Source organism: uncultured Tenacibaculum sp., from assembly GCF_947495995.1.
Classification (GTDB): domain Bacteria; phylum Bacteroidota; class Bacteroidia; order Flavobacteriales; family Flavobacteriaceae; genus Polaribacter.
In genome coordinates this window covers 280086-301616 of record NZ_CANMAX010000002.1, presented here as the reverse complement: position 1 = coordinate 301616, position 21531 = coordinate 280086, and the positions used below count along the sequence as shown (strand labels likewise).

Sequence of the window (21531 nt, the reverse complement as noted above, 5' to 3'; positions counted from 1 at the left end):
ATGAACGATATTTTAAGTAAAGCCAAACTTTGGCTATCTGATACTTTCGATGAAGAAACAAGAAATGAAATCTCTGAACTGATCACAAATAACACAGATGATTTAACAGATCGATTTTATAAAAACACAGAATTTGGTACTGGTGGAATGCGTGGTGTTATGGGAGCTGGTACAAATCGAATTAATAAATATACTTTAGGTAAAGCTACACAAGGTTTAAGCAATTATTTAAACAAAGTGTATGCGAATGAAGAAATTAAAGTTGCAATTGCCTACGATTGTAGACATAATAGTAAAAAGTTTGCTCAATTAGTTGCAGATGTACTTTCTGCGAATAATATTAGAACTTTTGTTTTTGAAGACTTACGCCCTACTCCAGAATTATCTTTTGCTGTAAATCATTTAAATTGCCATGCAGGCATCGTGTTAACAGCTTCTCATAATCCACCTGAATATAATGGTTACAAAGTGTACTGGACTGATGGTGGACAAATTGTTCCTCCGCAAGATGCTGAAATTATAGCAGGAGTAAATAATTTAGAGTTTAGCGAAATTAACTTTAATAAAAACGAAGAACTAATATCTTTTATTGGAACTGAAGTTGATGAAGCTTTTTGGAATGCTTCTTTAAAAAGTGGAACATTTGAAGTAAAAGGAAGAGAAAACTTAAAAATTGTTTTTACTTCATTACACGGAACATCAATTAAATTGGTTCCAGAAGTATTAAAAAGAGCTGGATATACTCAAGTTCATGTTATTGAAGAACAAGCTGAACCTAATGGAGACTTTCCTACTGTTGAATCTCCTAATCCTGAGGAACCAGAAGCTTTAGCAATGGCTATCGATTATGCGAATAAAACAAATGCAGATATCGTAATTGGTACAGATCCTGATTGTGATCGTTTAGGAATTGCTGTTCGTGATACTGATGGTAACATGAAATTATTGAATGGTAACCAAACCATGAGTGTTATGACAGACTTTTTAATAAACCAATGGAAAGAAAAAGGTTTATTAAATGGTAAGCAGTTTATTGGTTCTACCATTGTATCTACAAATTTAGTTAATGTTATTGCTGAAAGTTATGGTGTAGAAACTAAAGTTGGTTTAACAGGATTTAAATGGATTGCTAAAATGATTAAAGATCATCCTGAATTAAACTTTATTGGTGGTGGAGAAGAAAGTTTCGGATTTATGGTTGGTGATTTTGTTAGGGACAAAGATGCTGTAACTTCTACCCTACTAGCTTGTGAAATTGCTGCTCGAGCAAAATCTGAAAATAGTTCTTTCTACAATGAATTACTGAAACTATATGTAAAACACGGTTTCTTTAAAGAAAAACTAGTATCACTAGTTAAAAAAGGAATGCAAGGAGCTGAAGAAATCAAGCAAATGTTAATCGATTTACGTAACAATCCACTTTCTGAAATAGATGGTGAAAAAGTAACATTTGTAAATGATTATAAAACTTCAATCCGAAAAAATATTATCACCGGAGAAGAAACTACGATTGATATTCCGAAATCTAACGTATTAATTTACGAAACAGAAAATGGAACTAAAGTAGCTTGTAGACCTAGTGGTACAGAACCTAAAATTAAATTTTACATCGGTACGAAAGGTTCTTTAGATGCAGTTGAAAATGCTGATGTAGTTGGAAAACAGTTGGATGAAAAACTCCAACGTATTATAAAACAGTTAGGAGTTTAATGAACTACTTTAAACGAATTTTATCTTTTGTAAAGCCTTATAAATATCGCTTTATCTATGCTACAATATTTAACGTATTGTATGCTTTATTCAATATTTTAACGGTAATATCATTTTTACCAGTACTATCAATTCTATTTAGTCCTGATAAAAAAGTAGAAAAACCAGTATACGAAGGATTCACAAAAATTTTCGAATACATTAAAAGTAATTTTTATTACGAAATTGCTCAATATATAGAACGAGAAGGTACTGTTAATACCCTATTTGTAATAGCTGTAGGTGTTTTAATATTATTCTTTTTTAAGAATTTATTTTACTTCTTAGGCTCATATCAAATGGCATATCTATCAAATGGAACGGTTAAAGATATGCGAGATACTTTGTACAAAAAGATTACCTCGTTACCTATTGGGTATTTTACTGAACAAAAGAAAGGTGATTTAATGTCTAGAATGACTTCTGATATTCAAGTAGTAGAAGGTTCATTTATTTCTTCTTTTGGAGGAATAGTTAGAGAACCATTGACTATTGTTATTATTCTTATCGTTATGTTTTCGATGAGTTATAAACTTACATTATTTGTGTTTATAACTTTACCTTTATCTGGTTTAATTATTTCATGGTCAACAAAAAAACTGAAATCTAAGGCATTGCAATCTCAGCAAGAAAGCGGTACTTATCTTTCTTTATTAGAAGAAACAATTGCTGGTTTAAAAGTAGTTAAAGCATTTACAGCTGAAAATCGCTTTTTAAGAAAATTCTCAAGTTCAACAAAAAGACAAGAAAAATTAAATATCCAGGTTACACATCGCCAAAAATTAGCTTCACCATTAAGTGAATTTTTAGGTGTATTAACAGTATTAGCTATTTTACTTTATGGAGGTAAGATTGTTTTAACAAATACTGAAGTGTCTCCAAATGGATTTGATTCAGAATCATTCATTACTTACATTGTAATGTTTTATTCAATTTTACAACCTACAAAAGCAATAGCTGGTATTTTTACAAACATTAGAAAAGGTGATGCTTCTGCAAAACGTATTTATGATGTTTTAGATGAAATAAACCCAATCGTAAATACTGAATCTCCAATTGATAAAGAGCAATTCACTACTGGAATTAGTTTCAAAAATATATCTTTCAAATATCAAGATAATTATGTTTTAAAAGATTTCAGTTTAGAGATTCCAAAAGGAAAAATGGTTGCACTTGTTGGTCAGTCTGGTAGTGGAAAGTCTACAATTGCTAATCTTTTGATGCGTTTTTACGACGTGAACAAAGGAGAAGTATTAATTGATAATGATAACATCAAAAATGTTTCTAAAGAATCATTGCGTTCTTTAATAGGAATAGTTACTCAAGATGCTTTATTATTTAATGATTCTATAGAAAACAACTTAAAAGTTGGTAATCCGAGTGCAACCAATGAAGAAATTATTGCTGCTACAAAAGTTGCCAATGCTTTAGAATTTATTGAAAACTCTTCGAAAGGATTTGAAACTAACATTGCAGATAGTGCTGGTAACTTTTCTGGTGGACAAAAACAGCGTTTATCTATAGCTAGAGCTGTGCTTAAAAATCCTCCAATCATGATTTTAGATGAAGCTACTTCTGCTTTAGATACTGAGTCTGAAAAAATAGTTCAATCTGCATTAGAAAATATGATGCAAAATAGAACTTCTGTAGTAATCGCACACAGACTATCTACTATTCAAAAAGCAGATTTAATTGTTGTAATGCGAGAAGGTAGAATCGTAGAACAAGGTAAACATGAAGAACTTTTAGCAGCTAAAGGTGAATATGCAAAACTTGTAGAATTGCAATCTTTAGACTGATGCTAAAAACTTCTTGTAAATAGATAAATATTTTTCAAGATATAAATCAGAAGAAAAATGTTCGTTATAAAGAGATTCAATTTGTTCAGATTGGATCTCTTTCACTTTATGGTAATTTGTTACCCAATTATTTACATCAAAATCTCCCTGAACCATTTCTGGATAATGTTGCTTCACTATTTTAACAGCTTCTCCCATATCTGAACATAAGAAAGGTAATCCTTGTGCCATATATTCTACTAGAGCTAATGGATCTCCTTCAGAAGTAGAAGTTAATAAAGCCATTTCATATTGCTTAAGCTCAGTTTGTACATTATTACAACCTGTAACAAAATGGATACGATCTTTATATTGAATTTTATCCATGTGTGCTACTAATGTTTCATAGTAATCGCCTTCTCCACCTTCTAAACTCGGACAGTAAATTGTAAGATCTTTATCTAAAGCTTTAGCAATATCCATTGCTAACCTGTGATTCTTCACTTTTTTTAAACTTCCAACTAAAACTAATCCTTTTGGAGTATGATTTTTATAGTTTGATTCGTAGTGTAGCACAAAATTATTCACAAGAAAAACTCGATCTTCTTTTAGTTTAACTTTGTTCACAGCCCACTCGGTAAGTAATTCCGAACAACCAATAAAAAAATGCGGCTTAAAAATTGTCTTATACCATTTCGGTACAGATTGATTTACAACAATTTTACCATAATGGTCGTGTAAAATCACTGGTCTATTTCCTCCTAAGAATAAAAATGCTTTTCGTACAAAACGATAAGGATTTCTCATATGAATATGAATAATATCGTCTTTTTTGATATGTTTTTTAAACTCTCTGTAAGCTTTAAATTTACCTTTGTTTTTATTTAAGCGAACAACTTCTACTCCATCATCTATAAGATCAAACAAAGCTCCTTTATCGTTTAAAACAATTAGTTTAACATCATTACCATTTCTAAATAATAAGTTTGTTAAATTCACGCAAACTCGCTCTGCACCACCTAGACCTAATTGATCTATTACTTGTACTATTCTCATCTTAAATTTCTGTTTGAGCTGTTAATCCTATATCTTTTGCTTTTTGTAACATAAAGTTATAAGATGCTTCATATTCATTTGGAATTTCTCCTTCTAAAATAGCTTCTTTTATTGCTTCTTTTATTTGACCAATCTCGCGACAAGGTTTTAAATTAAAAGTTTTCATAATTTCTTCCCCAGTAATTGGAGGTTGAAAATTACGAACACGATCACGTTCTTCAACTTCTTTAATTTTCTGACGAACGATTTCGAAGTTTTTATGATAACGTCTAAACTTCTTTGGATTTTTAGTTGTGATATCTGCTTCACACAAAGTCATTAAACTATCAATATCATCACCAGCATCAAAAATTAATCGACGCACAGCAGAATCTGTAACTTCAGAAGCTAATACAATAGGTCTTGAACTTAATAAGACCATTTTTTGCACAAACTTCATTTTGTTATTTAATGGCATTTTTAAACGCTTAAATAATTTATATACCATTTTAGAACCAACAAATTCATGAGAATGGAACGTCCAACCATTTCTTTTATCAAACTTTTTTGTTGGAGCTTTTCCTATATCATGTAATAAAGCAGCCCAACGTAACCAAACATCTTCAGTGTGCTTAGAAATATTATCTACAACTTCTAAAGTATGGTAAAAGTTATCTTTATGTGTTTGCCCTTCTACTTCTTCTACTCCTTTTAAAGCAATTAATTCAGGTAAAATTTTATGTAACAAACCTGTTTTTTCTAACAATAAAAATCCGATAGAAGGAACTGGCGAAGCCATTATTTTATTTAATTCATCTACAATTCGTTCTCTTGTGATAATTTTTATTCTTTCTGCATTTTTTGTAATTGCATCAAGAGAATTTTTCTCAATTGTAAAATTTAATTGAGTAGCAAAACGAATTGCTCTCATCATACGTAAAGGATCGTCTGAATACGTTATATCTGGATCTAAAGGAGTTTTAATTATTTTACGTTCTAAATCTCCAATTCCATCAAAAGGATCTAATAACTTTCCAAAAGAGCTTGCATTTAAACTTAAAGCCAAAGCATTAATCGTAAAATCTCTTCGATCTTGATCGTCTTGAAGTGTTCCTGCTGATACTTCTGGATTTCTACTATCTTCTTTATATGATTCTTTTCTTGCACCAACGAATTCAACTTCGATATCGTTGAATCGTAACATAGCTGTTCCATAGGTTTTAAAGATTTGAACCTTTGGTTTATTTGGTAATAAACTAGCTACTTTTTTAGCTAAATCTATTCCACTTCCTACAGTAACAACATCTATATCTTTGGCATTACCACGTTTTAATATAAAATCACGAACAAAACCTCCGATTACATAACTATCTAAACCTAATTCATCTGTAGCTTTAGTTATGTATTCAAAAACTTTGTGTGTAAGGGCTTCTTTAAAAATTTGATCCTGCATAAACTCTATTCTCGTATCACTATTACTTTTTCTCCTTCAATTTTAAGTATCGTAGAAGATTTTTCTGACACTTTATTTTGGTGCAAATTTACTATATAATCAACATCATCCAAAATTGACTGTTCTATTTGCGAAAAAGATTTTGGTGTTGGGTTTCCACTAACATTTGCTGATGTAGAAACTATAGGTTTTCCAAAACTTTCAATTAAGTTTTCACAAAACTCGTCTTGTGCAATTCGTATAGCTAAAGTATTATCTTCTTTATTGATAATATTATTAGCAATTCCTGTTGGATTTTGATAGATAATTGTCGTTGGTTTTTCTGCTTTTTTAAGTAAATTAATCGCTGCATTTGGAACAGTAACATACTTTTTAAGCATAGATAAAGAACTAACCAATACGATTAAGCTTTTGCTCTCTTCTCTATTTTTAATCTTATAAATTTCTTTAACAGCTTCTTCATTAGTTGCATCACATCCTAAACCCCAAACAGTATCTGTTGGATATAATATCGTACTCCCATTTTCAAGTGCTTTTACGGTTTCGTTTATCATAATCATGCTATTAACTTTTGTATTCATTAATCAATATATTCCTTTCGTAAACTATATTTAACGATCTAGAAATTATATTACTTTAAAACCGCTAATTTACATTATGTTTGTTATTGTAAAACAATATTGAATGCATAAACATAAAATTAGTGCTGCACTTATTACATTTAATGAGGAGGAAAACATTTCTCGTACATTAGATAAGTTAGTTTGGTGCGATGAAATTATTGTTGTGGATTCTTTTAGTACCGACGAAACAGTACAAATTTGCAAGTCTTACGGAGCAAAAGTATATTCAAAGAAATTTAATGGTTATGGAGAACAAAAACGTTTTTTAGTAGATCATTGTTCTTTTGATTGGATTTTATCTATCGATGCTGATGAAGTTTTAACTAACGAGTTGATTGATGAAATTAAAGCTGAATTCTCTAAAGATGAAATTCCTTTTCAAGCTTATTATCTTAATAGAAAACATGTGTATTTAGGTCGTGTTTTTGAATATGGCTACCTAAAAAACACTCCAATCTTAAGACTTTTTAATAAAAAGCGTGCTGGTTTTTCTGATCGAAAAGTTCATGAAACTGTTGAATATAAAGGTAAAAAAGGTAGGTTTAAGAACTTCTTTTATCACTACACAGCTAATTCAGTAGAACAAATCAATCAAAAAAAGAATAGATATGCTTCTTTAGTATCCGAAGAATATTTTAGGAAAAATAAAAGGGTCAATCTATTCATTTTAATATTTAAATATCCTTATACTTTTTTTAAAGAATATTTTATTCGAGGAAATATTTTAAACGGATACGAAGGTTATGTATGGAGTACTTATATTGCTGAGTACAGTGTTTTAAAGTATTTAAAGCTAATTGAGCGTAGAAAAAAATTACGCTAAAAGATATTTTTTTACTTTTTCTTGTATTAAAGTACTATTGAATTCCTTTTCAATTTTTACTCTTCCATTTTGTCCCATTTCAGTTATTTTATCTTGATTTTTGATAAAATACTCAACTTTATCTGAAAACGCAGTAACATCTTCAAAAGGAACTAAAAAACCATTTTGATTATTCTCTACAATCTGACTATTACTACTAATGTCGAAGGCAATTGCAGGTTTTTCACAAAGCATAGCTTCTGCTAACACATATCCAAAACCTTCCCATCTCGATGGTAATAAGAAGACATCCAGACAATTCATAAAGCTTTTAGGATTTTCAATAAAACCAAGCAACGTGACTTCTTTTTCTAAATTATGTGTTTTTATCTTTTGTGATAGAACATCACCTAATTTACCATCACCACCAATAAGTAATTTAAAATTTAGTGCTCTTTTCTTGAGTTCTAAAGCAACATTTATTAAAAACTCTTGATTCTTCTGATAAACTAATCTTCCTAAATTTCCTAAAATTATTTCATCGTTTTGTTTAGCATACAACTTTTCAGATGGCATACTATCAAACTTTTCAATATTAATCGCATTAGGAATTACAGTAATTTTATCCTTCGGAAATAAATGTTCATTTTTAGCATTTATAGTTGCTTTTGTAGCTTCAGAATTTGCTAAAACTTCATCTAAAATATTTTTAAAGAAATACCTATTGATAAAAGAATTTTTAATCGGTATCGCACTTCCTCTTCTATAAATTATTCGATTTAAATTAGCTTTTTTAGCTGCTAAACCTCCAAGTTTCATATCTTCGGAAGAATTCATAACAATTGTAGAAACGTTATGATTCTTTAGAAAAGCAGCCACATTTGCAATCTTCTTTGAGTTTAAATAACTAAAGTTTGAAACTTTAATTTCTTCATATGGAATACCAATTGCATTTACCTTTTTTTGAAGTTCGCTATTTGGAGAGACAATAACCAAAACCTTGATTCCTTTTGAGAACAGATAAGACGACATTTCGTAATGCCATTTTTCTCCACCTCCCCAAGTTTTTGTGGAATTAAAGAAACATATTGTTTTGTTATTATCCATGTAAAACCGATGTGTATACTTTCATTAATTGGTTTGCAATAGCTTCATCATTGAATTTCTGCACAAATACATGTCCATGCTCTGCAATTTCTCTCTGTTTTGCTTTATCGTTTAGCAATGTAGTAATTTCTAAACTAAGTTGCTTAATATTATAAGGTTCTACATAAATCGAATGTGGTCCGCCTGCTTCTGGAAAAACACCACCATCTGTTGTAATTACTGGAGTTTTAGAATATAAAGCTTCAATAATTGGAATACCAAAGCCTTCAAAAATACTCGGATAAATAAATATTTCTGCAGTTTGATATAGCGTTGCTAACTCTTGCAAATCTACTCCTCCTAAAAAGTGAACTTTATGAGCTAATTGGTTTTCTGTAATGTATTCTTGAACTTGCTCGTAATATTTTGTTTTTCTACCAGCAACGACAAGATTAATATCTACATCTTTAATAGCTTTAACAATACTAAGTAAATTCTTACGCTCTTCGATAGTTCCTACATTCAATATAAATTGTTCTGGCAAATTATATTTTTCTCTAACTAATGTTTTCTGTTCTTCAGATACTTGTTTTTTAAAAATAGCATGACAACCTTGATAAACCACATCTATTTTAGAAGCATCAACTTTTAAATATGTAATAATATCTTCTTTTGTTTGCTCACTTATTGCGATAACTCTATCTGCTTTATGAGCTGCATATTTAAATTTATTAAAATGAATTTTTCTATCGAAAAAAGAATATAATTTCGGGTAACGAACAAATATTAAATCATGTATCGTAACAATTGATTTAGCTCCAGTTTTACTTAAATTTCTCGGAATTTCACCTGAAAGTCCGTGATACAATTCTATTTTATCTTGAGCTATTTGTCGGTTGATCGGACCTTGTCTCCAAATCGAAGAAAACTTTTTCCAAAACTTCGTATCTGGAAGTATTTCTGTGAATTTACTCATATCTAACCGATCTACTCTTTTCGGCTTGGTATTATACAAGTAATAATCTTCATCTGGAAAATATTCCGATAAGATTCGAATTAGATCTCTACTATAATTTCCTAATCCTGTAGTATTATGAAATGCCCTTTTGGCATCGAAACCTATTCTCATTTACGAATGCTTTTCTAATCCATTTAAACAGATGTAAAGATCTTTATCCATCTTTTCCTTCAACAAAGCTCTATTCATTTCTACACCTTCGTTAGAATAACCTCTTTCATGATGTAAATGATAAACTATGGCTTTATTTTTCATGGATTTACTTCCAATTCCTATTCGTTTTAATCTCCATTCAATATCTGTATCTTCACCAACTGCAGCACGAACATAATCTTCATCAAATCCATTAATTGCGATTAAATGCTTTTTCTGAATTCCCCAATTGCAACCTAATAAACCTTTGTCTTTCATTGTTACAATCAAACTTTTATTTTTTAAGTAAATACCTTCTTTCTTTTTATCAGAATCTGAAAATAAAACAGATAATGTACTTAATGGTTTAATCGTTTTATTGGTTGTAATTTTGTCGGTTATTTTTTCTCCTAACATCACTCTCCTACCTTTTAACATTAAACCTTCTTTAATGTTATTTATATAAGCTGTAACAAAGTGTTTATGAGGAATACAGTCTCCATCAATAAAAACTAAAGTTTCTGCATTAGAAGCACGAATTGATTTATTTAACATCATTGTTTTTCTAAATCCCTCATCTTTTTCCTGATTTACATGTAAAATTGGAAAATTGTAATTATTTCTGTCAGATTTCAAAAAATCTATAGTTTCTTGATTATTGTCATCTTCAGAAATTATTGCTTCAAATTCTTTTGAACTTTGATGATTTAACGCTTCTAAAATCAATTTAAGATTATCTAAAGCTTTGTAATATGATATTATTATTGATAGTTTAACCACTATGGATGTTTTTTAATTCCGAAAAATCGTTTGATTTTGTATTTGATGAATTTAGGCATATAATTTTTTCTAGCAGAAGCTAAAAAATAAAAATACGGATTTCCTTTTCTTAGATCTCCATTAATAATTGTTGGTGTAAAATTATTTTTCCAAGCAACATAATTAAAACTTAACTGATCTCTTTTACTTTTTGTTGAAACCATTTCCCACCAATCTTCCATCACCTTTATAACTTGAGGATCGTTATGCTTTCTAATTAAAACTGCAGCAAAGATTAATCCATTTTCTTCAGGATAACCTTCACTTTTAAAAAAATCCATCTGTTTTTTCATTACCTCAGGATCATCTTTATACGTTCCTCTTTCTTCACCTAATTTTAAAATAGCTTCATGTTCTTTGTATACACAGTTTCTTTTGTCATCACATTGGTTATGATCAAAAACCCCCATTTTAAAATCTTCTCCTAACTGCTCAAGTAACTCTAAAATATCACCTACAATTAAATAATTGCTATCAATATAAATACTGATATCATAATTCTGAAAATATAAATGTGGTAATAATTTTGCATGTCTATTGCTTAAATGATTTGTAAAATTTTCATCTTTTACCTCTAAAGGTTTCCAAGGCGATTTAACTTTACTAACATCATCTGTAAAACAAACAAAATCAACTCCTTTTATTTTTTTCTGAGGAATAAAACCATAATCCTTTCCAAATGCCCCTGTATATACTACTATTTTATTCATTGCATAAAAAAAGACCAAATATAAAACTATATTTGGTCTTAAGAATTAAAGTTATTTGTCTAAAATACTAAACAGCCACGTCATACTCTCTTAATGCGTCGTTTAGCGATGTTTTCTTATTTGTACTTTCTTTACGCTTACCAATAATTAAAGCACATGGTACATTATATTCACCAGCAGCAAATTTCTTTGTGTAACTTCCAGGAATTACAACAGAACGAGCAGGAACTCTTCCTTTCATTTCAATTGGTTCATCACCAGTAACATCAATAATTTTTGTTGAAGCCGTTAATACAACATTAGCTCCTAATACAGCTTCTCTTTCTACTCTTACTCCTTCTACAACGATACAACGAGATCCGATAAATGCATTATCTTCTATAATTACTGGAGCAGCTTGTAATGGCTCTAAAACTCCACCAATACCAACACCTCCAGATAAGTGTACATTTTTACCAATTTGTGCACAAGAACCAACCGTAGCCCAAGTATCAACCATAGTACCTTCATCTACATAAGCTCCGATATTTACATAACTTGGCATTAAAATAGTACCTGAAGAAATATAAGCTCCATGACGAGCAACTGCATTTGGCACTACACGAATTCCTTTCTCTTGATAGTTTCTCTTTAATGGAATTTTGTCGTGATATTCAAAAATACCAGCTTCTAAAGTTTCCATTTTTTGAATTGGGAAATATAATACTACTGCTTTTTTCACCCATTCGTTTACTTGCCAACCATCTTCAGTTGGTTCTGCAACACGAAGTTCACCTGCATCTAATAAATCTACAACTTTTCTAATCGCAGCTGTAGTTTCTTCATTTTTCAATAATTCTCTATTATCCCATGCGTTTTCTATAATCGAACGAATTTCTGTCATCTTTATTGGTTATATATATTTTGTACAAATATAAGTGTACCAAGAAAGATTTTATAGTAAAACACATTTTTTAAACAGAAAATAATTCCTTGTTTAAAATGACTATTTTTGCTGAAAATAAAAGTTAATTTGGCAAGAATATTAGCAATAGATTATGGTTTAAAAAGAACTGGAATAGCAGTAACTGATGAACTTCAAATTATAGCTTCTGGTTTAACTACCGTACCTACAGAAACGTTAATCGATTTTTTAAAAGATTATACTTCTAAGGAAAATGTATCTCAATTTGTGATAGGAAAACCTAAACAAATGGATAATACCGACAGTGAAAGTGAAGAATTGATTATTCCTTTTTTAGAAAAACTACAAAAAGAAATTCCTTCAATACCTGTAGAAAGAGTCGATGAGCGTTTTACTTCTAAAATGGCTTTTCAAACAATGATTGATAGCGGCTTAAAAAAGAAACAACGCAGAAATAAAGCATTAGTCGATGAAATTAGTGCTACGATTATTCTTCAATCATATTTATACAACAAATAATTTTTAGTAAACAACCTTATTTGTACTTTTGCTAGCATTAAAAAAATTACCATAGTATATGATACTACCAATTGTAGCTTACGGAGACCCTGTACTTAGAAAAGTGGGAAAGGAAATAGATAAAGATTATCCTAATCTTTCTGAGCTAATTAGCAACATGAAAGAAACAATGTATAATGCATCTGGTGTTGGTTTAGCTGCACCTCAGATTGGAAAAGACATACGCTTGTTCGTAATTGATGCTTCTCCTTTTGCTGAAGATGATGGTTTACCAGAAGAAGAAAAAAAAGTTCTAGAATCGTTTAATAAAGTTTTTATTAACGCTAAAATTATTGAAGAAGAAGGAGAAGAATGGGTATTTAATGAAGGTTGTTTAAGTATTCCTGACGTTAGAGAAGATGTTTGGAGACAACCAACTATCACTGTTGAATATCATGATGAAAACTTTGAAAAACACACAGAAACTTATTCTGGTTTAGCTGCTAGAGTATTTCAACATGAATACGATCATATTGAAGGAGTTTTATTTACAGACAAGCTTTCTTCATTAAAGAAAAGATTAATAAAAAAGAAATTAGATAATATATCAAAAGGGAAAATTAATTCAGGATATAGAATGCGTTTCCCAAATTCAAAAAGATAATTTAATTTATGGAATTTAGTAAAATAATAGCTGTATCAGGAAAGCCTGGTTTATATGAAATTTTATCACAAACTAAGGCTGGTGTAATCGTAAAATCTTTATTAGATGGTAAGAGAATGCCTATTACAGCGACTCACAATGTAAGTTTATTAGAAAACATCGCTATTTTTACATACGAAGAAGATATTCCTTTAGCAGAAGTATTTAAAAATATCGCAAATAAAGAGGATAACAAAGAGGCTATCTCTCACAAAGAAAGTGCTAATAAACTAACTTCTTATTTTTCTGAAGTATTACCAGGTTACGATGAAGAGCGTGTATATACTTCGAACATTAAGAAAGTGTTACAATGGTATAATATTTTAGTAAAATCAGGTTTCGACTTTTCTGCTTTAAATGAAGAAAATGTCGCAGCTGAGGAAGAAGAATAAAACACAAATGAATACTCGTAAACAACAATTAGATGCATTTAATCGTCTGTTAGACATAATGGATGAATTGCGTGAAAAATGTCCTTGGGATAGAAAACAAACCCTAGAAAGTTTAAGACATTTAACTATTGAAGAAGTTTACGAATTAGGTGACGCTATTTTAGATAATAACTTAGAAGAACTTAAAAAAGAACTAGGCGATGTGCTTTTGCACATCGTTTTTTATGCTAAAATCGGAAGTGAAAAGAAAGCTTTTGATATAGCTGATATTGCTAATGCTATTTCAGACAAACTCATTGATCGTCATCCTCATATTTATGGAGATATTTCTGTAGAAAATGAAGAAGAAGTGAAGCAAAACTGGGAAAAACTAAAGCTAAAAGAAGGTAAACAATCTGTTTTAGAAGGTGTTCCTAGAAGTTTGCCTGCAGTGGTAAAAGCTAACAGAATTCAAGATAAAGTTGCAGGTGTTGGTTTTGACTGGGAAGAACCACATCAAGTATGGGAAAAGGTTCAAGAAGAACTTAATGAGTTAAACGAAGAAATTGTATCTGGAAACCAAGAAAACATTGAAAAAGAGTTTGGTGATGTACTTTTTTCGTTAATCAATTATGCTCGATTTATTAAAGTTAATCCAGAAAACGCACTTGAAAAAACAAATAAAAAGTTTATCAGTAGATTTCAATACTTAGAAAAGAAATCTAAAGAAATCGGGAAAGAACTTTCTGACATGACATTAGCTGAAATGGATGTGTTCTGGAACGAAGCGAAAACATTTTATAAATAATAACTTTATGAATGTACTTTTTGTAGTTGGTGGTGGTAACTTAAATGCTCAGATTGCTCAAATCGCTTTATTTTTAGGTTTACACGATCAAGAAAATATACAAATTCATTTAATCGGTCGATTAAGCGACGATGTAGTTTCTTTTATTGAATCTCATAATTCTTCTGCTACTTATCAGAAGTTATATCCTAAAAATAAATTAGATCGAGATTATATTACCGAGTTTGATAAGATAATTATTGATAAGAAAATCGATCTGGTACATTTTGTTTGTGGTAAAACTAGTAGAACTGGTTTGGTTGCTTTGAAGAAATTCCCAAAAATTAAGACAGTGATTTATTACGGATCTGCAAGTTTACACTGGCACGATCCTAGCGCATATCTTACATACTTACACCCAAGAATTGATGCAATTATTGGAAACAGTAATTTTGTTTACAACCATGTAAAGAAACAACTCTTTGGTAAGCGAAAACAAAAAGCTGTCCGTATTTTTAAAGGTTATAGTACAGATTGGTTTAATAATGTAGTTCCTTTCGATTATACCACACTTGGTATTCCAAAAGATGCAATCGTAGTTTGTTCTATCGGAAATCATAGAAAAGTAAAAGGAACAAAATATTTCTTAGAATCTTCTAATCATTTATTTTCTGATAAAGACATTCATTACGTTCTAATTGGTGATAATACTGATGCTCCTCACCTATCCAAAATAAAAGAAAACAGTAAAATTAAAGAATATATTCATGTTTTAGGTAGACGTGATGATGTTCCTTCTCTTTTAGCTGGTGCAGATATGTATGTTCAATCTTCTTTAAGTGAAGGTTTTGGTAGAGCAATTAGTGAAGCCATGAGTATTGGAAAACCTATTATTATGACAGATGCAGGAGGTTGTACTGAACTTATAGATGAAAATTCTGGTATTGTTGTTCCCTTAAGAGATTATAAAGCTATTGGAGCTGCTATTTCTGATTTAGCTAATAATGATGAAAAAAGAATCCAAATGGGTAAAAATGCTAAAAATAGAATTGAAACTGTTTACAGTATTGAAAGAACTGTAAATGACACCTTAGCACTTTATAAAAAATTATTAAATGAGTAATGTATTAATTGTAACCGGAGGTAGTAAAGGAATTGGTAAAGCTCTTGTTGAAAAATATCAGCAAGAAAATTATAAAGTTTTTTCATTATCACGGTCAATTATAGACATTCAAAATGTTACTCAAATTCCTGTTGATTTATCAAACATTAAAGAAGCTAAAAATGCTTTTGAAATGCTTTTAGATGAAGTAAAAAAAATATCAATTACTTCGATAACTTTAATAAATAATGCAGGAAGACTCGGACAAATAGCTAATTTAGAAAATATTGATTCAGAAGATATTCATCTTTCAATCACGCTAAACACAACAATTCCGTTATTACTTTCTAGTTTATTTATAAAAGAATTAGCTCAATTAAACTGTAAAAAACAAATCATAAATATTTCCTCTGGAGCTGCTACAAAACCATATACAGGATGGAGTACCTATTGTAGTTCTAAAGCTGCTTTAGATATGACTACTGCTACTATTGCTGAAGAACAAAAGAATATATTAAACGGTGTAAAATGTTTTGGTATTCGTCCTGGAGTTGTAGATACAGGAATGCAAACACAAATAAGGTCTACAAAAGTTGAAGATTTTAAAAACGTACAACGTTTTATTGATTTAAAGGAAAATAAAGAATTATACACTCCTGATTTTGTTGCTGAACGTATTTATACTATAGACAATACTAAAAAACTTGAAAACGGAAAAACTATTGATTTAAGAGACTTTTAATCTTTTATCTAACATTCTTAATTAAACATAAATTATGGCATTAACTGCTTCAAAAGAATTTGAAATAGGAGGTTTAGCTCCAGACTTTACTTTAATAAATACTATAAATCAAAAGTTAGTAACCCTTTCAGAAAATAAAGGAGAAAACGGAACAGCCATATTTTTTATCTGTAACCATTGTCCGTTTGTAATTCATATTAATAAAGAATTGGTTGCAATGGCAAACGAATACAACAAAAAAGGAATTTCTTTTATTGCTATTAGTAGTAATGATGTTGAAAACTATCCGCAAGACGGGCCAGATTTAATGCGAGAAAATGCAGAAAAACTAAAATATCCGTTCCCTTATTTATATGATGAAACTCAGGAAGTAGCTAAAAATTATAATGCAGCTTGTACTCCTGATTTATATCTTTTTGATAGTGAACTAAAACTAACTTACCACGGACAATTAGACAATTCTCGTCCAGAAAATGATATTCCTGTTACCGGTGAAGATTTTAGAAATGCTTTAGATGCTTTATTAAATAAAGCTCCAAATATTACTCCACAAAAACCTAGTATTGGTTGTAATATTAAATGGAAATAATTAAGCTACTTACAATCAGATCTATTTTTCGCAACACAAAACATGTTTATTTAACAAATTAATCGAAATTTAACCTAATTCGTAGTAAATACACAAAAAGTAACGACGAATAGCAAATATCCTTAGTTGAATTAAACTATTCAAAACAAGCTTTTTATTTAAATTATATACATAATAATAATCCCTAAACATTATGTATAAAAATTTACTTTTACTAACTACTATTTTTATTTTTCTAGCAAATTTAAATGCACAAGTTAATCCGTCTCAACTAATAGATGAAGCGATAAGCGAAGCAAAAAAACAAAAGAAATATGTTTTTGTAAATTACAAAGTGGCTTCCTGTGATTTAAGTAAAAAATTAGCAAATCAAATGTCTAATCCATTATACGACAGTAGTTATATAGTAGTAGACATTGTTCTTCCCAAAGAAAAAGCAGCTACCTATTTTACAAATAAAGAAACCTCACAAGAAGGTATTGTAAACGGATTTCCTTTTTGGTATATCCTGGATGATGATGGAAACTTTATCGAAATGTCTTACGATGCCAACGGAAATAATATTGGATATCCAAACACAAAGAAAAAGATAAAACAGTTTATAAAAATAGTACGTAAAACATCTAAACTCTCAGAAAACAAGCTTGATATTATTGCCAATTCTTTTCAATTACGCAATAATGAGCAACTATTATCTGGAAATTAAACCATAAAAAAACTCCCTTGAAAGGGAGTTTTTTGTTTTTATAATTTTTTAGCGTTTTTAACTTTCTGTTTTGTCAACGCAATATCAATTACTTCTTTCATTTCAGTTACATAATGAAACTTTAATCCTTTTAAATAATTCTGATTAATTTCATTAATATCCTTTTTATTATCAGCACAAAGAATAATCTCTTTGATATTAGCTCTTTTAGCTGCTAGTATCTTTTCTTTAATTCCCCCAACAGGAAGCACTTTTCCTCTTAAAGTAATTTCACCTGTCATGGCAATCTTATTCTTTACTTTACGCTGAGTAAATACAGAAACTAAAGACGTTAACATAGTAATACCTGCACTTGGTCCGTCTTTTGGCGTAGCACCTTCTGGAACGTGAATATGTACATCATACTTATCTAAAACTTCTGGTTTAATTCCAAACTCTTCAGCATTAGATTTAATGTATTTCATTGCAATTGTAGAAGATTCTTTCATTACAGTACCTAAATTTCCTGTAATAGATAATCCTCCTTTTCCTTTAGATAAAATAGATTCGATAAATAAAATATCACCTCCAACGCTAGTCCAAGCTAAACCAGTTACTACACCTGCAGTATCATTATTTTCATATTTATCTCTTTCTAAACGAGCTGGACCTAAAATTGTTTCTATATCTTCAGAAGTTAACGCTACATTATACTCTTCTTCCATGGCGATAGATTTTGCAGCATAACGAACCACTTTCGCTACTTGCTTTTCTAAACCACGAACTCCAGATTCTCTAGTATAACCTTCTACAATTTTTTCAATTTGAGCTTTTCCTAACTTTAAATGATCGTTATTTAAACCGTGCTCTTTTAATTGCTTTGGTAATAAGTATTTTTTTGCGATTTCTGTTTTCTCTTCAATTGTATACCCTGTAACATTAATAATTTCCATACGATCTCTTAAAGCCCATGGAATTTGATTGATATTGTTTGCAGTAGCGATAAATAAAACTTTAGATAAATCGTATCCTACTTCTAAATAATTATCATAGAACTCTGTATTTTGCTCAGGATCTAATACTTCTAACATTGCTGAAGAAGGATCACCTTGATGACTTTGTCCTAATTTATCTATTTCATCTAAAACAAAAACTGGGTTTGACGTTCCCGCTTTCTTTAAGTTTTGAATTAAACGCCCAGGCATAGCTCCGATATACGTTTTACGATGACCTCTAATTTCAGCCTCGTCACGTAAACCTCCTAAAGACATACGAATATATTTACGTCCTAAAGCTTCAGCTACAGATTTACCTAAAGATGTTTTTCCAACACCTGGAGGACCGTATAAACAGATAATTGGAGACTTCATATCTCCTCTTAATTTTAATACAGCTAAATGCTCTATGATACGTTCTTTAACTTTTTCTAATCCGAAATGATCACGATCTAAAATCTTTTGCGCTTTTTTAAGATCGAATTTATCTTCAGAATATATTCCCCAAGGTAATTCTAATAATAACTCTAGATAATTACGTTGAACTCCGTATTCAGCCATTTGAGGATTCATTCTACGTAATCTGTTCAATTCTTTATCGAACGTCTCTCCTACTTCTTTAGACCATTTTTTATCCTTAGCCTTAGCTTTCATTTCCTCCAACTCTTGGTCGTGAGAAACGCCTCCTAATTCTTCTTGAATTGTTTTTAATTGCTGATGTAAATAATACTCACGTTGTTGTTTATCTAAATCAGATCGCGTTTTAGATTGAATATCGTTACGTAATTGTAACTTTTGTAATTCTTTATCTAAATTCTTTAACGTTAAAAGTGCTCTTTCTTTTAAATTGTCTTTTTCTAAAAGAACTTGCTTTTGTCCAACACTTAAATCCATATTCGATGAAATAAAATTCACCAAGAATGAATTTGATTGTATGTTTTTAATAGCAAATGAAGCTTCCGAAGGTAACATCGGATTTTCTTTAATAACTTCTAGAGACAATTCTTTGATAGATTCGATAATCGCATCGAATTCCTTTTTATCGTCGATATCTCTTTCTTCAACAGCTTCAGAAACCTTAGCTCTCATATAAGGTTCTTGCTGAATCATTTCATCAATTTCGAAACGTTTCTTTCCTTGAATGATTACTGTTGTATTTCCATCAGGCATTTTTAATACTCTCAAAATTTGAGCAACAACTCCTGTATGATAAATATCTTCGTAAGTAGGATCTTCTATTTCACTGTTGCGTTGTGCTACAACTCCTAAAGTTTTATTGCCTTTATTGGCATCTTTAATTAACTGAATAGATTTATCTCTTCCTGCTGTAATTGGAATTACAACTCCTGGAAATAATACAGTATTTCTTAACGGTAAAATTGGTAATTCATTTGGAATTTCTTCGTTATTTATAATTTCTTCATCTTCTGGAGTTAATAAAGGAATTAACTCTGAATCTTCATTCAACATATCTTGTAAAGACAAATTGTCTAAGTGTATAATTTTTGATTTACTCATAGTATGAATATCTGTCAATCTGACATTTATTTCGTTTTTCTTTAATTCATTTCAATCCACCATTCTCTGTAAAAAACTGACGTTCAAAAGAATAAATTAAAGATATTAAATATCTATATCTTTATATGTCAATAGTTATGCCATTTAAAGTTTATAAAACTCGTAACAAAAAATAAATAAAACCGTCTTATTGGTATCGTAAATACAACAACTATGAAAACCAAACTTATATTGTTACTATCAATAATTGTTCTTATTGGTTGTACTTCTAAAAAAAATGACGATAACTTCATACAAAATGCTACAGGTAGGTATTTTTTTAATGCAGATGAAATTATAGAAGTATACTTTAAAGATAAGGAACTATTTTTAAAATGGAGAAACTCTGATTTAAAACCTTTAAAAGTTAACGATAGTACTTTTTATGCAAGAGAATTGAATGAAAAGTTAATCTTTAATACCGTTAATTCTCGCATCGTATTGGCGGAAAAAAGAGAACATAAAAATGAAAAATTTGTTTTCTCTAAACTTAAAGAAGGAGAAAAAACACCTAGTGAATATTTAAATGAAAATAATTTTGAAAAAGCTTTAGCTGGTTATAAAACCATTCGTAAAAATGACAGTTTGAGTCCGGTTATTAGAGAACGTTCTCTAAATAGAAAAGGATATGCCTACATTAGAAATGGAGAATATGATAAAGCTATTACAACATTTAAAATTAACATAGAACTTTATCCGAATAGCTCTAACACCTTTGATTGTCTTGGAGATGCTTATTTGAAAAAACAGGATACACTTGAAGCAATTAATCAATATAAAAAAGCGTTAAGTATTAATCCTGAGAATAGAAGCGCAAAGAGAAGCTTGAAAAAAATATCGAAGAATGACGACTAGCACCCTGAATGAGCTGAAATACCCAATAGGCTTACCGAATTTACCTAAGAAAATTACACTTACTGAAATTAACGAATGGATTAATGTATTAGAATATTTTCCTGAACGTTTAGAAAATTTAGTAAATACTCTAACAAATGAGCAGCTTGACACACCATATAGAGATGGTGGTTGGACGATTAGACAAGTTGTGCATCATTGTGCTGATAGTCATCATAATTCATATACTCGTTTTAAATGGACATTAACCGAAAATGCACCAACTATTAAAGCGTATTATGAAGATCGTTGGGCTGAATTAGATGATTCAAAACTTGGACCTATTGAATTTTCTCTGAACTCCTTAAAAGCATTACATGCAAAATGGGTTTATTTTTTAAAATCACTTTCTGAAACTGATTTAGATCGATATTTTATTCACCCTGAAGGTAATGAGAAAGTTTCTTTACGAGAAAATATTGGAATTTATGCTTGGCATTGTAATCATCATTATGCACACATAGAACAGCTTTTGATTAAAAAAAGATGGAAATGATAA

The 21531-nt window shown here is 30.0% G+C and carries 22 protein-coding genes; 13 read left to right on the top strand and 9 right to left on the bottom strand.

Annotated elements, in window-relative coordinates:
• Both Q1A15_RS06465 and Q1A15_RS06460 read left to right on the top strand, forming a co-directional pair.
• Nucleotides 1-1710 carry a phospho-sugar mutase gene (locus Q1A15_RS06465; RefSeq protein WP_299620613.1) on the top strand — a complete coding sequence of 570 codons (1710 nt, stop codon included), beginning with the start codon at nt 1-3 and terminating at the stop codon, nt 1708-1710.
• The gene (locus Q1A15_RS06460; protein WP_299620611.1) at nt 1710-3548 is read left to right on the top strand and encodes an ABC transporter ATP-binding protein; all 1839 of its coding nucleotides are present in this window, start codon (nt 1710-1712) and stop codon (nt 3546-3548) included. The genes Q1A15_RS06465 and Q1A15_RS06460 overlap by 1 nt, the downstream gene beginning before the upstream one ends.
• On the opposite strand, the gene Q1A15_RS06455 is transcribed toward Q1A15_RS06460, so the two are convergent.
• The 3 genes from Q1A15_RS06455 to Q1A15_RS06445 are packed head-to-tail and all read right to left on the bottom strand — an operon-like array spanning nt 3540 to nt 6575.
• On the bottom strand, nt 3540-4583 hold the full coding sequence (locus Q1A15_RS06455; RefSeq protein ID WP_299620610.1) for a glycosyltransferase: 1044 nt from the start codon (nt 4581-4583) through the stop codon (nt 3540-3542). The two genes, Q1A15_RS06460 and Q1A15_RS06455, sit on opposite strands and share 9 nt — an antisense overlap.
• Before the next feature lies 1 nt (nt 4584).
• Nucleotides 4585-6015 (bottom strand): HD domain-containing protein, encoded by a 1431-nt coding sequence (locus Q1A15_RS06450; RefSeq protein ID WP_299620608.1) that lies wholly within the window; start codon nt 6013-6015, stop codon nt 4585-4587.
• Nucleotides 6016-6020: 5 nt separating this feature from the next.
• Nucleotides 6021-6575 carry an L-threonylcarbamoyladenylate synthase gene (locus Q1A15_RS06445; RefSeq protein WP_299620606.1) on the bottom strand — a complete coding sequence of 185 codons (555 nt, stop codon included), beginning with the start codon at nt 6573-6575 and terminating at the stop codon, nt 6021-6023.
• Nucleotides 6576-6699: 124 nt separating this feature from the next.
• Between Q1A15_RS06445 and Q1A15_RS06440 the strand changes: the two genes are divergently transcribed.
• Complete coding sequence (locus Q1A15_RS06440; RefSeq protein ID WP_299620604.1) at nt 6700-7461, top strand: glycosyltransferase family 2 protein; 762 nt, start codon at nt 6700-6702, stop codon at nt 7459-7461.
• Here Q1A15_RS06440 and Q1A15_RS06435 read toward each other — a convergent pair.
• From Q1A15_RS06435 to Q1A15_RS06415, 5 genes are all read right to left on the bottom strand, one after another.
• A complete protein-coding gene (locus Q1A15_RS06435; protein WP_299620601.1) occupies nt 7453-8547 on the bottom strand; it encodes a glycosyltransferase in 1095 nt (364 codons plus the stop codon). The genes Q1A15_RS06440 and Q1A15_RS06435 overlap by 9 nt on opposite strands.
• A complete protein-coding gene (locus Q1A15_RS06430; protein ID WP_299620599.1) occupies nt 8540-9655 on the bottom strand; it encodes a glycosyltransferase family 1 protein in 1116 nt (371 codons plus the stop codon). The genes Q1A15_RS06435 and Q1A15_RS06430 overlap by 8 nt, the downstream gene beginning before the upstream one ends.
• The gene (locus Q1A15_RS06425; protein ID WP_299620597.1) at nt 9656-10456 is read right to left on the bottom strand and encodes a glycosyltransferase; all 801 of its coding nucleotides are present in this window, start codon (nt 10454-10456) and stop codon (nt 9656-9658) included.
• On the bottom strand, nt 10456-11205 hold the full coding sequence (locus Q1A15_RS06420; protein ID WP_299620595.1) for a glycosyltransferase domain-containing protein: 750 nt from the start codon (nt 11203-11205) through the stop codon (nt 10456-10458). The genes Q1A15_RS06425 and Q1A15_RS06420 overlap by 1 nt, the downstream gene beginning before the upstream one ends.
• 67 nt (nt 11206-11272) lie before the next feature.
• Nucleotides 11273-12088 (bottom strand): 2,3,4,5-tetrahydropyridine-2,6-dicarboxylate N-succinyltransferase, encoded by an 816-nt coding sequence (locus Q1A15_RS06415; protein ID WP_095071615.1) that lies wholly within the window; start codon nt 12086-12088, stop codon nt 11273-11275.
• Nucleotides 12089-12217: 129 nt separating this feature from the next.
• On the opposite strand from Q1A15_RS06415, the gene ruvX reads away from it, so the two are divergent.
• The 8 genes from ruvX (at nt 12218) to Q1A15_RS06375 (ending at nt 17607) form a co-directional block, all read left to right on the top strand.
• A complete protein-coding gene (gene ruvX / locus Q1A15_RS06410; protein WP_299620589.1) occupies nt 12218-12628 on the top strand; it encodes a Holliday junction resolvase RuvX in 411 nt (136 codons plus the stop codon).
• A gap of 58 nt (nt 12629-12686) precedes the next feature.
• Nucleotides 12687-13271: a peptide deformylase gene (def, locus tag Q1A15_RS06405; protein WP_299620586.1), complete on the top strand. Its 585-nt coding sequence runs from the start codon at nt 12687-12689 to the stop codon at nt 13269-13271.
• Between the two features lie 8 nt (nt 13272-13279).
• The gene (locus Q1A15_RS06400) at nt 13280-13702 is read left to right on the top strand and encodes a DUF5606 domain-containing protein (RefSeq protein ID WP_299620583.1); all 423 of its coding nucleotides are present in this window, start codon (nt 13280-13282) and stop codon (nt 13700-13702) included.
• Nucleotides 13703-13709: 7 nt separating this feature from the next.
• Nucleotides 13710-14489 (top strand): nucleoside triphosphate pyrophosphohydrolase, encoded by a 780-nt coding sequence (mazG, locus tag Q1A15_RS06395; RefSeq protein WP_299622123.1) that lies wholly within the window; start codon nt 13710-13712, stop codon nt 14487-14489.
• Nucleotides 14490-14496: 7 nt separating this feature from the next.
• Nucleotides 14497-15591, top strand: a complete 1095-nt coding sequence (locus Q1A15_RS06390; RefSeq protein WP_299620581.1) for a glycosyltransferase family 4 protein — start codon at nt 14497-14499, stop codon at nt 15589-15591.
• Nucleotides 15584-16312 (top strand): SDR family NAD(P)-dependent oxidoreductase, encoded by a 729-nt coding sequence (locus Q1A15_RS06385; RefSeq protein WP_299620578.1) that lies wholly within the window; start codon nt 15584-15586, stop codon nt 16310-16312. Before Q1A15_RS06390 ends, Q1A15_RS06385 begins: the two co-directional genes overlap by 8 nt.
• Nucleotides 16313-16346: 34 nt before the next feature.
• Nucleotides 16347-16901: a thioredoxin family protein gene (locus tag Q1A15_RS06380; RefSeq protein WP_299620575.1), complete on the top strand. Its 555-nt coding sequence runs from the start codon at nt 16347-16349 to the stop codon at nt 16899-16901.
• A gap of 193 nt (nt 16902-17094) precedes the next feature.
• Nucleotides 17095-17607: a hypothetical protein gene (locus Q1A15_RS06375; protein WP_299620573.1), complete on the top strand. Its 513-nt coding sequence runs from the start codon at nt 17095-17097 to the stop codon at nt 17605-17607.
• Nucleotides 17608-17645: 38 nt separating this feature from the next.
• On the opposite strand, the gene lon is transcribed toward Q1A15_RS06375, so the two are convergent.
• A complete protein-coding gene (lon, locus tag Q1A15_RS06370; RefSeq protein ID WP_299620570.1) occupies nt 17646-20099 on the bottom strand; it encodes an endopeptidase La in 2454 nt (817 codons plus the stop codon).
• Between the two features lie 213 nt (nt 20100-20312).
• On the opposite strand from lon, the gene Q1A15_RS06365 reads away from it, so the two are divergent.
• Nucleotides 20313-20993, top strand: coding sequence for a tetratricopeptide repeat protein (locus tag Q1A15_RS06365; RefSeq protein ID WP_299620567.1), 681 nt, complete (start codon nt 20313-20315; stop codon nt 20991-20993).
• On the top strand, nt 20983-21528 hold the full coding sequence (locus tag Q1A15_RS06360; protein ID WP_299620564.1) for a YfiT family bacillithiol transferase: 546 nt from the start codon (nt 20983-20985) through the stop codon (nt 21526-21528). Before Q1A15_RS06365 ends, Q1A15_RS06360 begins: the two co-directional genes overlap by 11 nt.
• The last annotated feature ends 3 nt before the right edge of the window (nt 21529-21531 follow it).

Excerpts from the sequence above, each read along its gene's own strand:
- Q1A15_RS06460 (WP_299620611.1), top strand. The coding sequence starts at position 1,710 with ATGAACTACTTTAAACGAATTTTATCTTTTGTAAAGCCTTATAAATAT.
- Q1A15_RS06400 (WP_299620583.1), top strand. The coding sequence starts at position 13,280 with ATGGAATTTAGTAAAATAATAGCTGTATCAGGAAAGCCTGGTTTATAT.
- Q1A15_RS06455 (WP_299620610.1), bottom strand. The coding sequence starts at position 4,583 with ATGAGAATAGTACAAGTAATAGATCAATTAGGTCTAGGTGGTGCAGAG.
- Q1A15_RS06420 (WP_299620595.1), bottom strand. The coding sequence starts at position 11,205 with ATGAATAAAATAGTAGTATATACAGGGGCATTTGGAAAGGATTATGGT.
- Q1A15_RS06415 (WP_095071615.1), bottom strand. The coding sequence starts at position 12,088 with ATGACAGAAATTCGTTCGATTATAGAAAACGCATGGGATAATAGAGAA.
- Q1A15_RS06440 (WP_299620604.1), top strand. The coding sequence starts at position 6,700 with ATGCATAAACATAAAATTAGTGCTGCACTTATTACATTTAATGAGGAG.
- Q1A15_RS06450 (WP_299620608.1), bottom strand. The coding sequence starts at position 6,015 with ATGCAGGATCAAATTTTTAAAGAAGCCCTTACACACAAAGTTTTTGAA.
- mazG (WP_299622123.1), top strand. The coding sequence starts at position 13,710 with ATGAATACTCGTAAACAACAATTAGATGCATTTAATCGTCTGTTAGAC.
- Q1A15_RS06435 (WP_299620601.1), bottom strand. The coding sequence starts at position 8,547 with ATGGATAATAACAAAACAATATGTTTCTTTAATTCCACAAAAACTTGG.
- Q1A15_RS06375 (WP_299620573.1), top strand. The coding sequence starts at position 17,095 with ATGTATAAAAATTTACTTTTACTAACTACTATTTTTATTTTTCTAGCA.
- Q1A15_RS06390 (WP_299620581.1), top strand. The coding sequence starts at position 14,497 with ATGAATGTACTTTTTGTAGTTGGTGGTGGTAACTTAAATGCTCAGATT.
- Q1A15_RS06430 (WP_299620599.1), bottom strand. The coding sequence starts at position 9,655 with ATGAGAATAGGTTTCGATGCCAAAAGGGCATTTCATAATACTACAGGA.
- Q1A15_RS06445 (WP_299620606.1), bottom strand. The coding sequence starts at position 6,575 with ATGATTATGATAAACGAAACCGTAAAAGCACTTGAAAATGGGAGTACG.
- Q1A15_RS06465 (WP_299620613.1), top strand. The coding sequence starts at position 1 with ATGAACGATATTTTAAGTAAAGCCAAACTTTGGCTATCTGATACTTTC.
- lon (WP_299620570.1), bottom strand. The coding sequence starts at position 20,099 with ATGAGTAAATCAAAAATTATACACTTAGACAATTTGTCTTTACAAGAT.
- Q1A15_RS06380 (WP_299620575.1), top strand. The coding sequence starts at position 16,347 with ATGGCATTAACTGCTTCAAAAGAATTTGAAATAGGAGGTTTAGCTCCA.
- Q1A15_RS06365 (WP_299620567.1), top strand. The coding sequence starts at position 20,313 with ATGAAAACCAAACTTATATTGTTACTATCAATAATTGTTCTTATTGGT.
- Q1A15_RS06360 (WP_299620564.1), top strand. The coding sequence starts at position 20,983 with ATGACGACTAGCACCCTGAATGAGCTGAAATACCCAATAGGCTTACCG.
- Q1A15_RS06385 (WP_299620578.1), top strand. The coding sequence starts at position 15,584 with ATGAGTAATGTATTAATTGTAACCGGAGGTAGTAAAGGAATTGGTAAA.
- def (WP_299620586.1), top strand. The coding sequence starts at position 12,687 with ATGATACTACCAATTGTAGCTTACGGAGACCCTGTACTTAGAAAAGTG.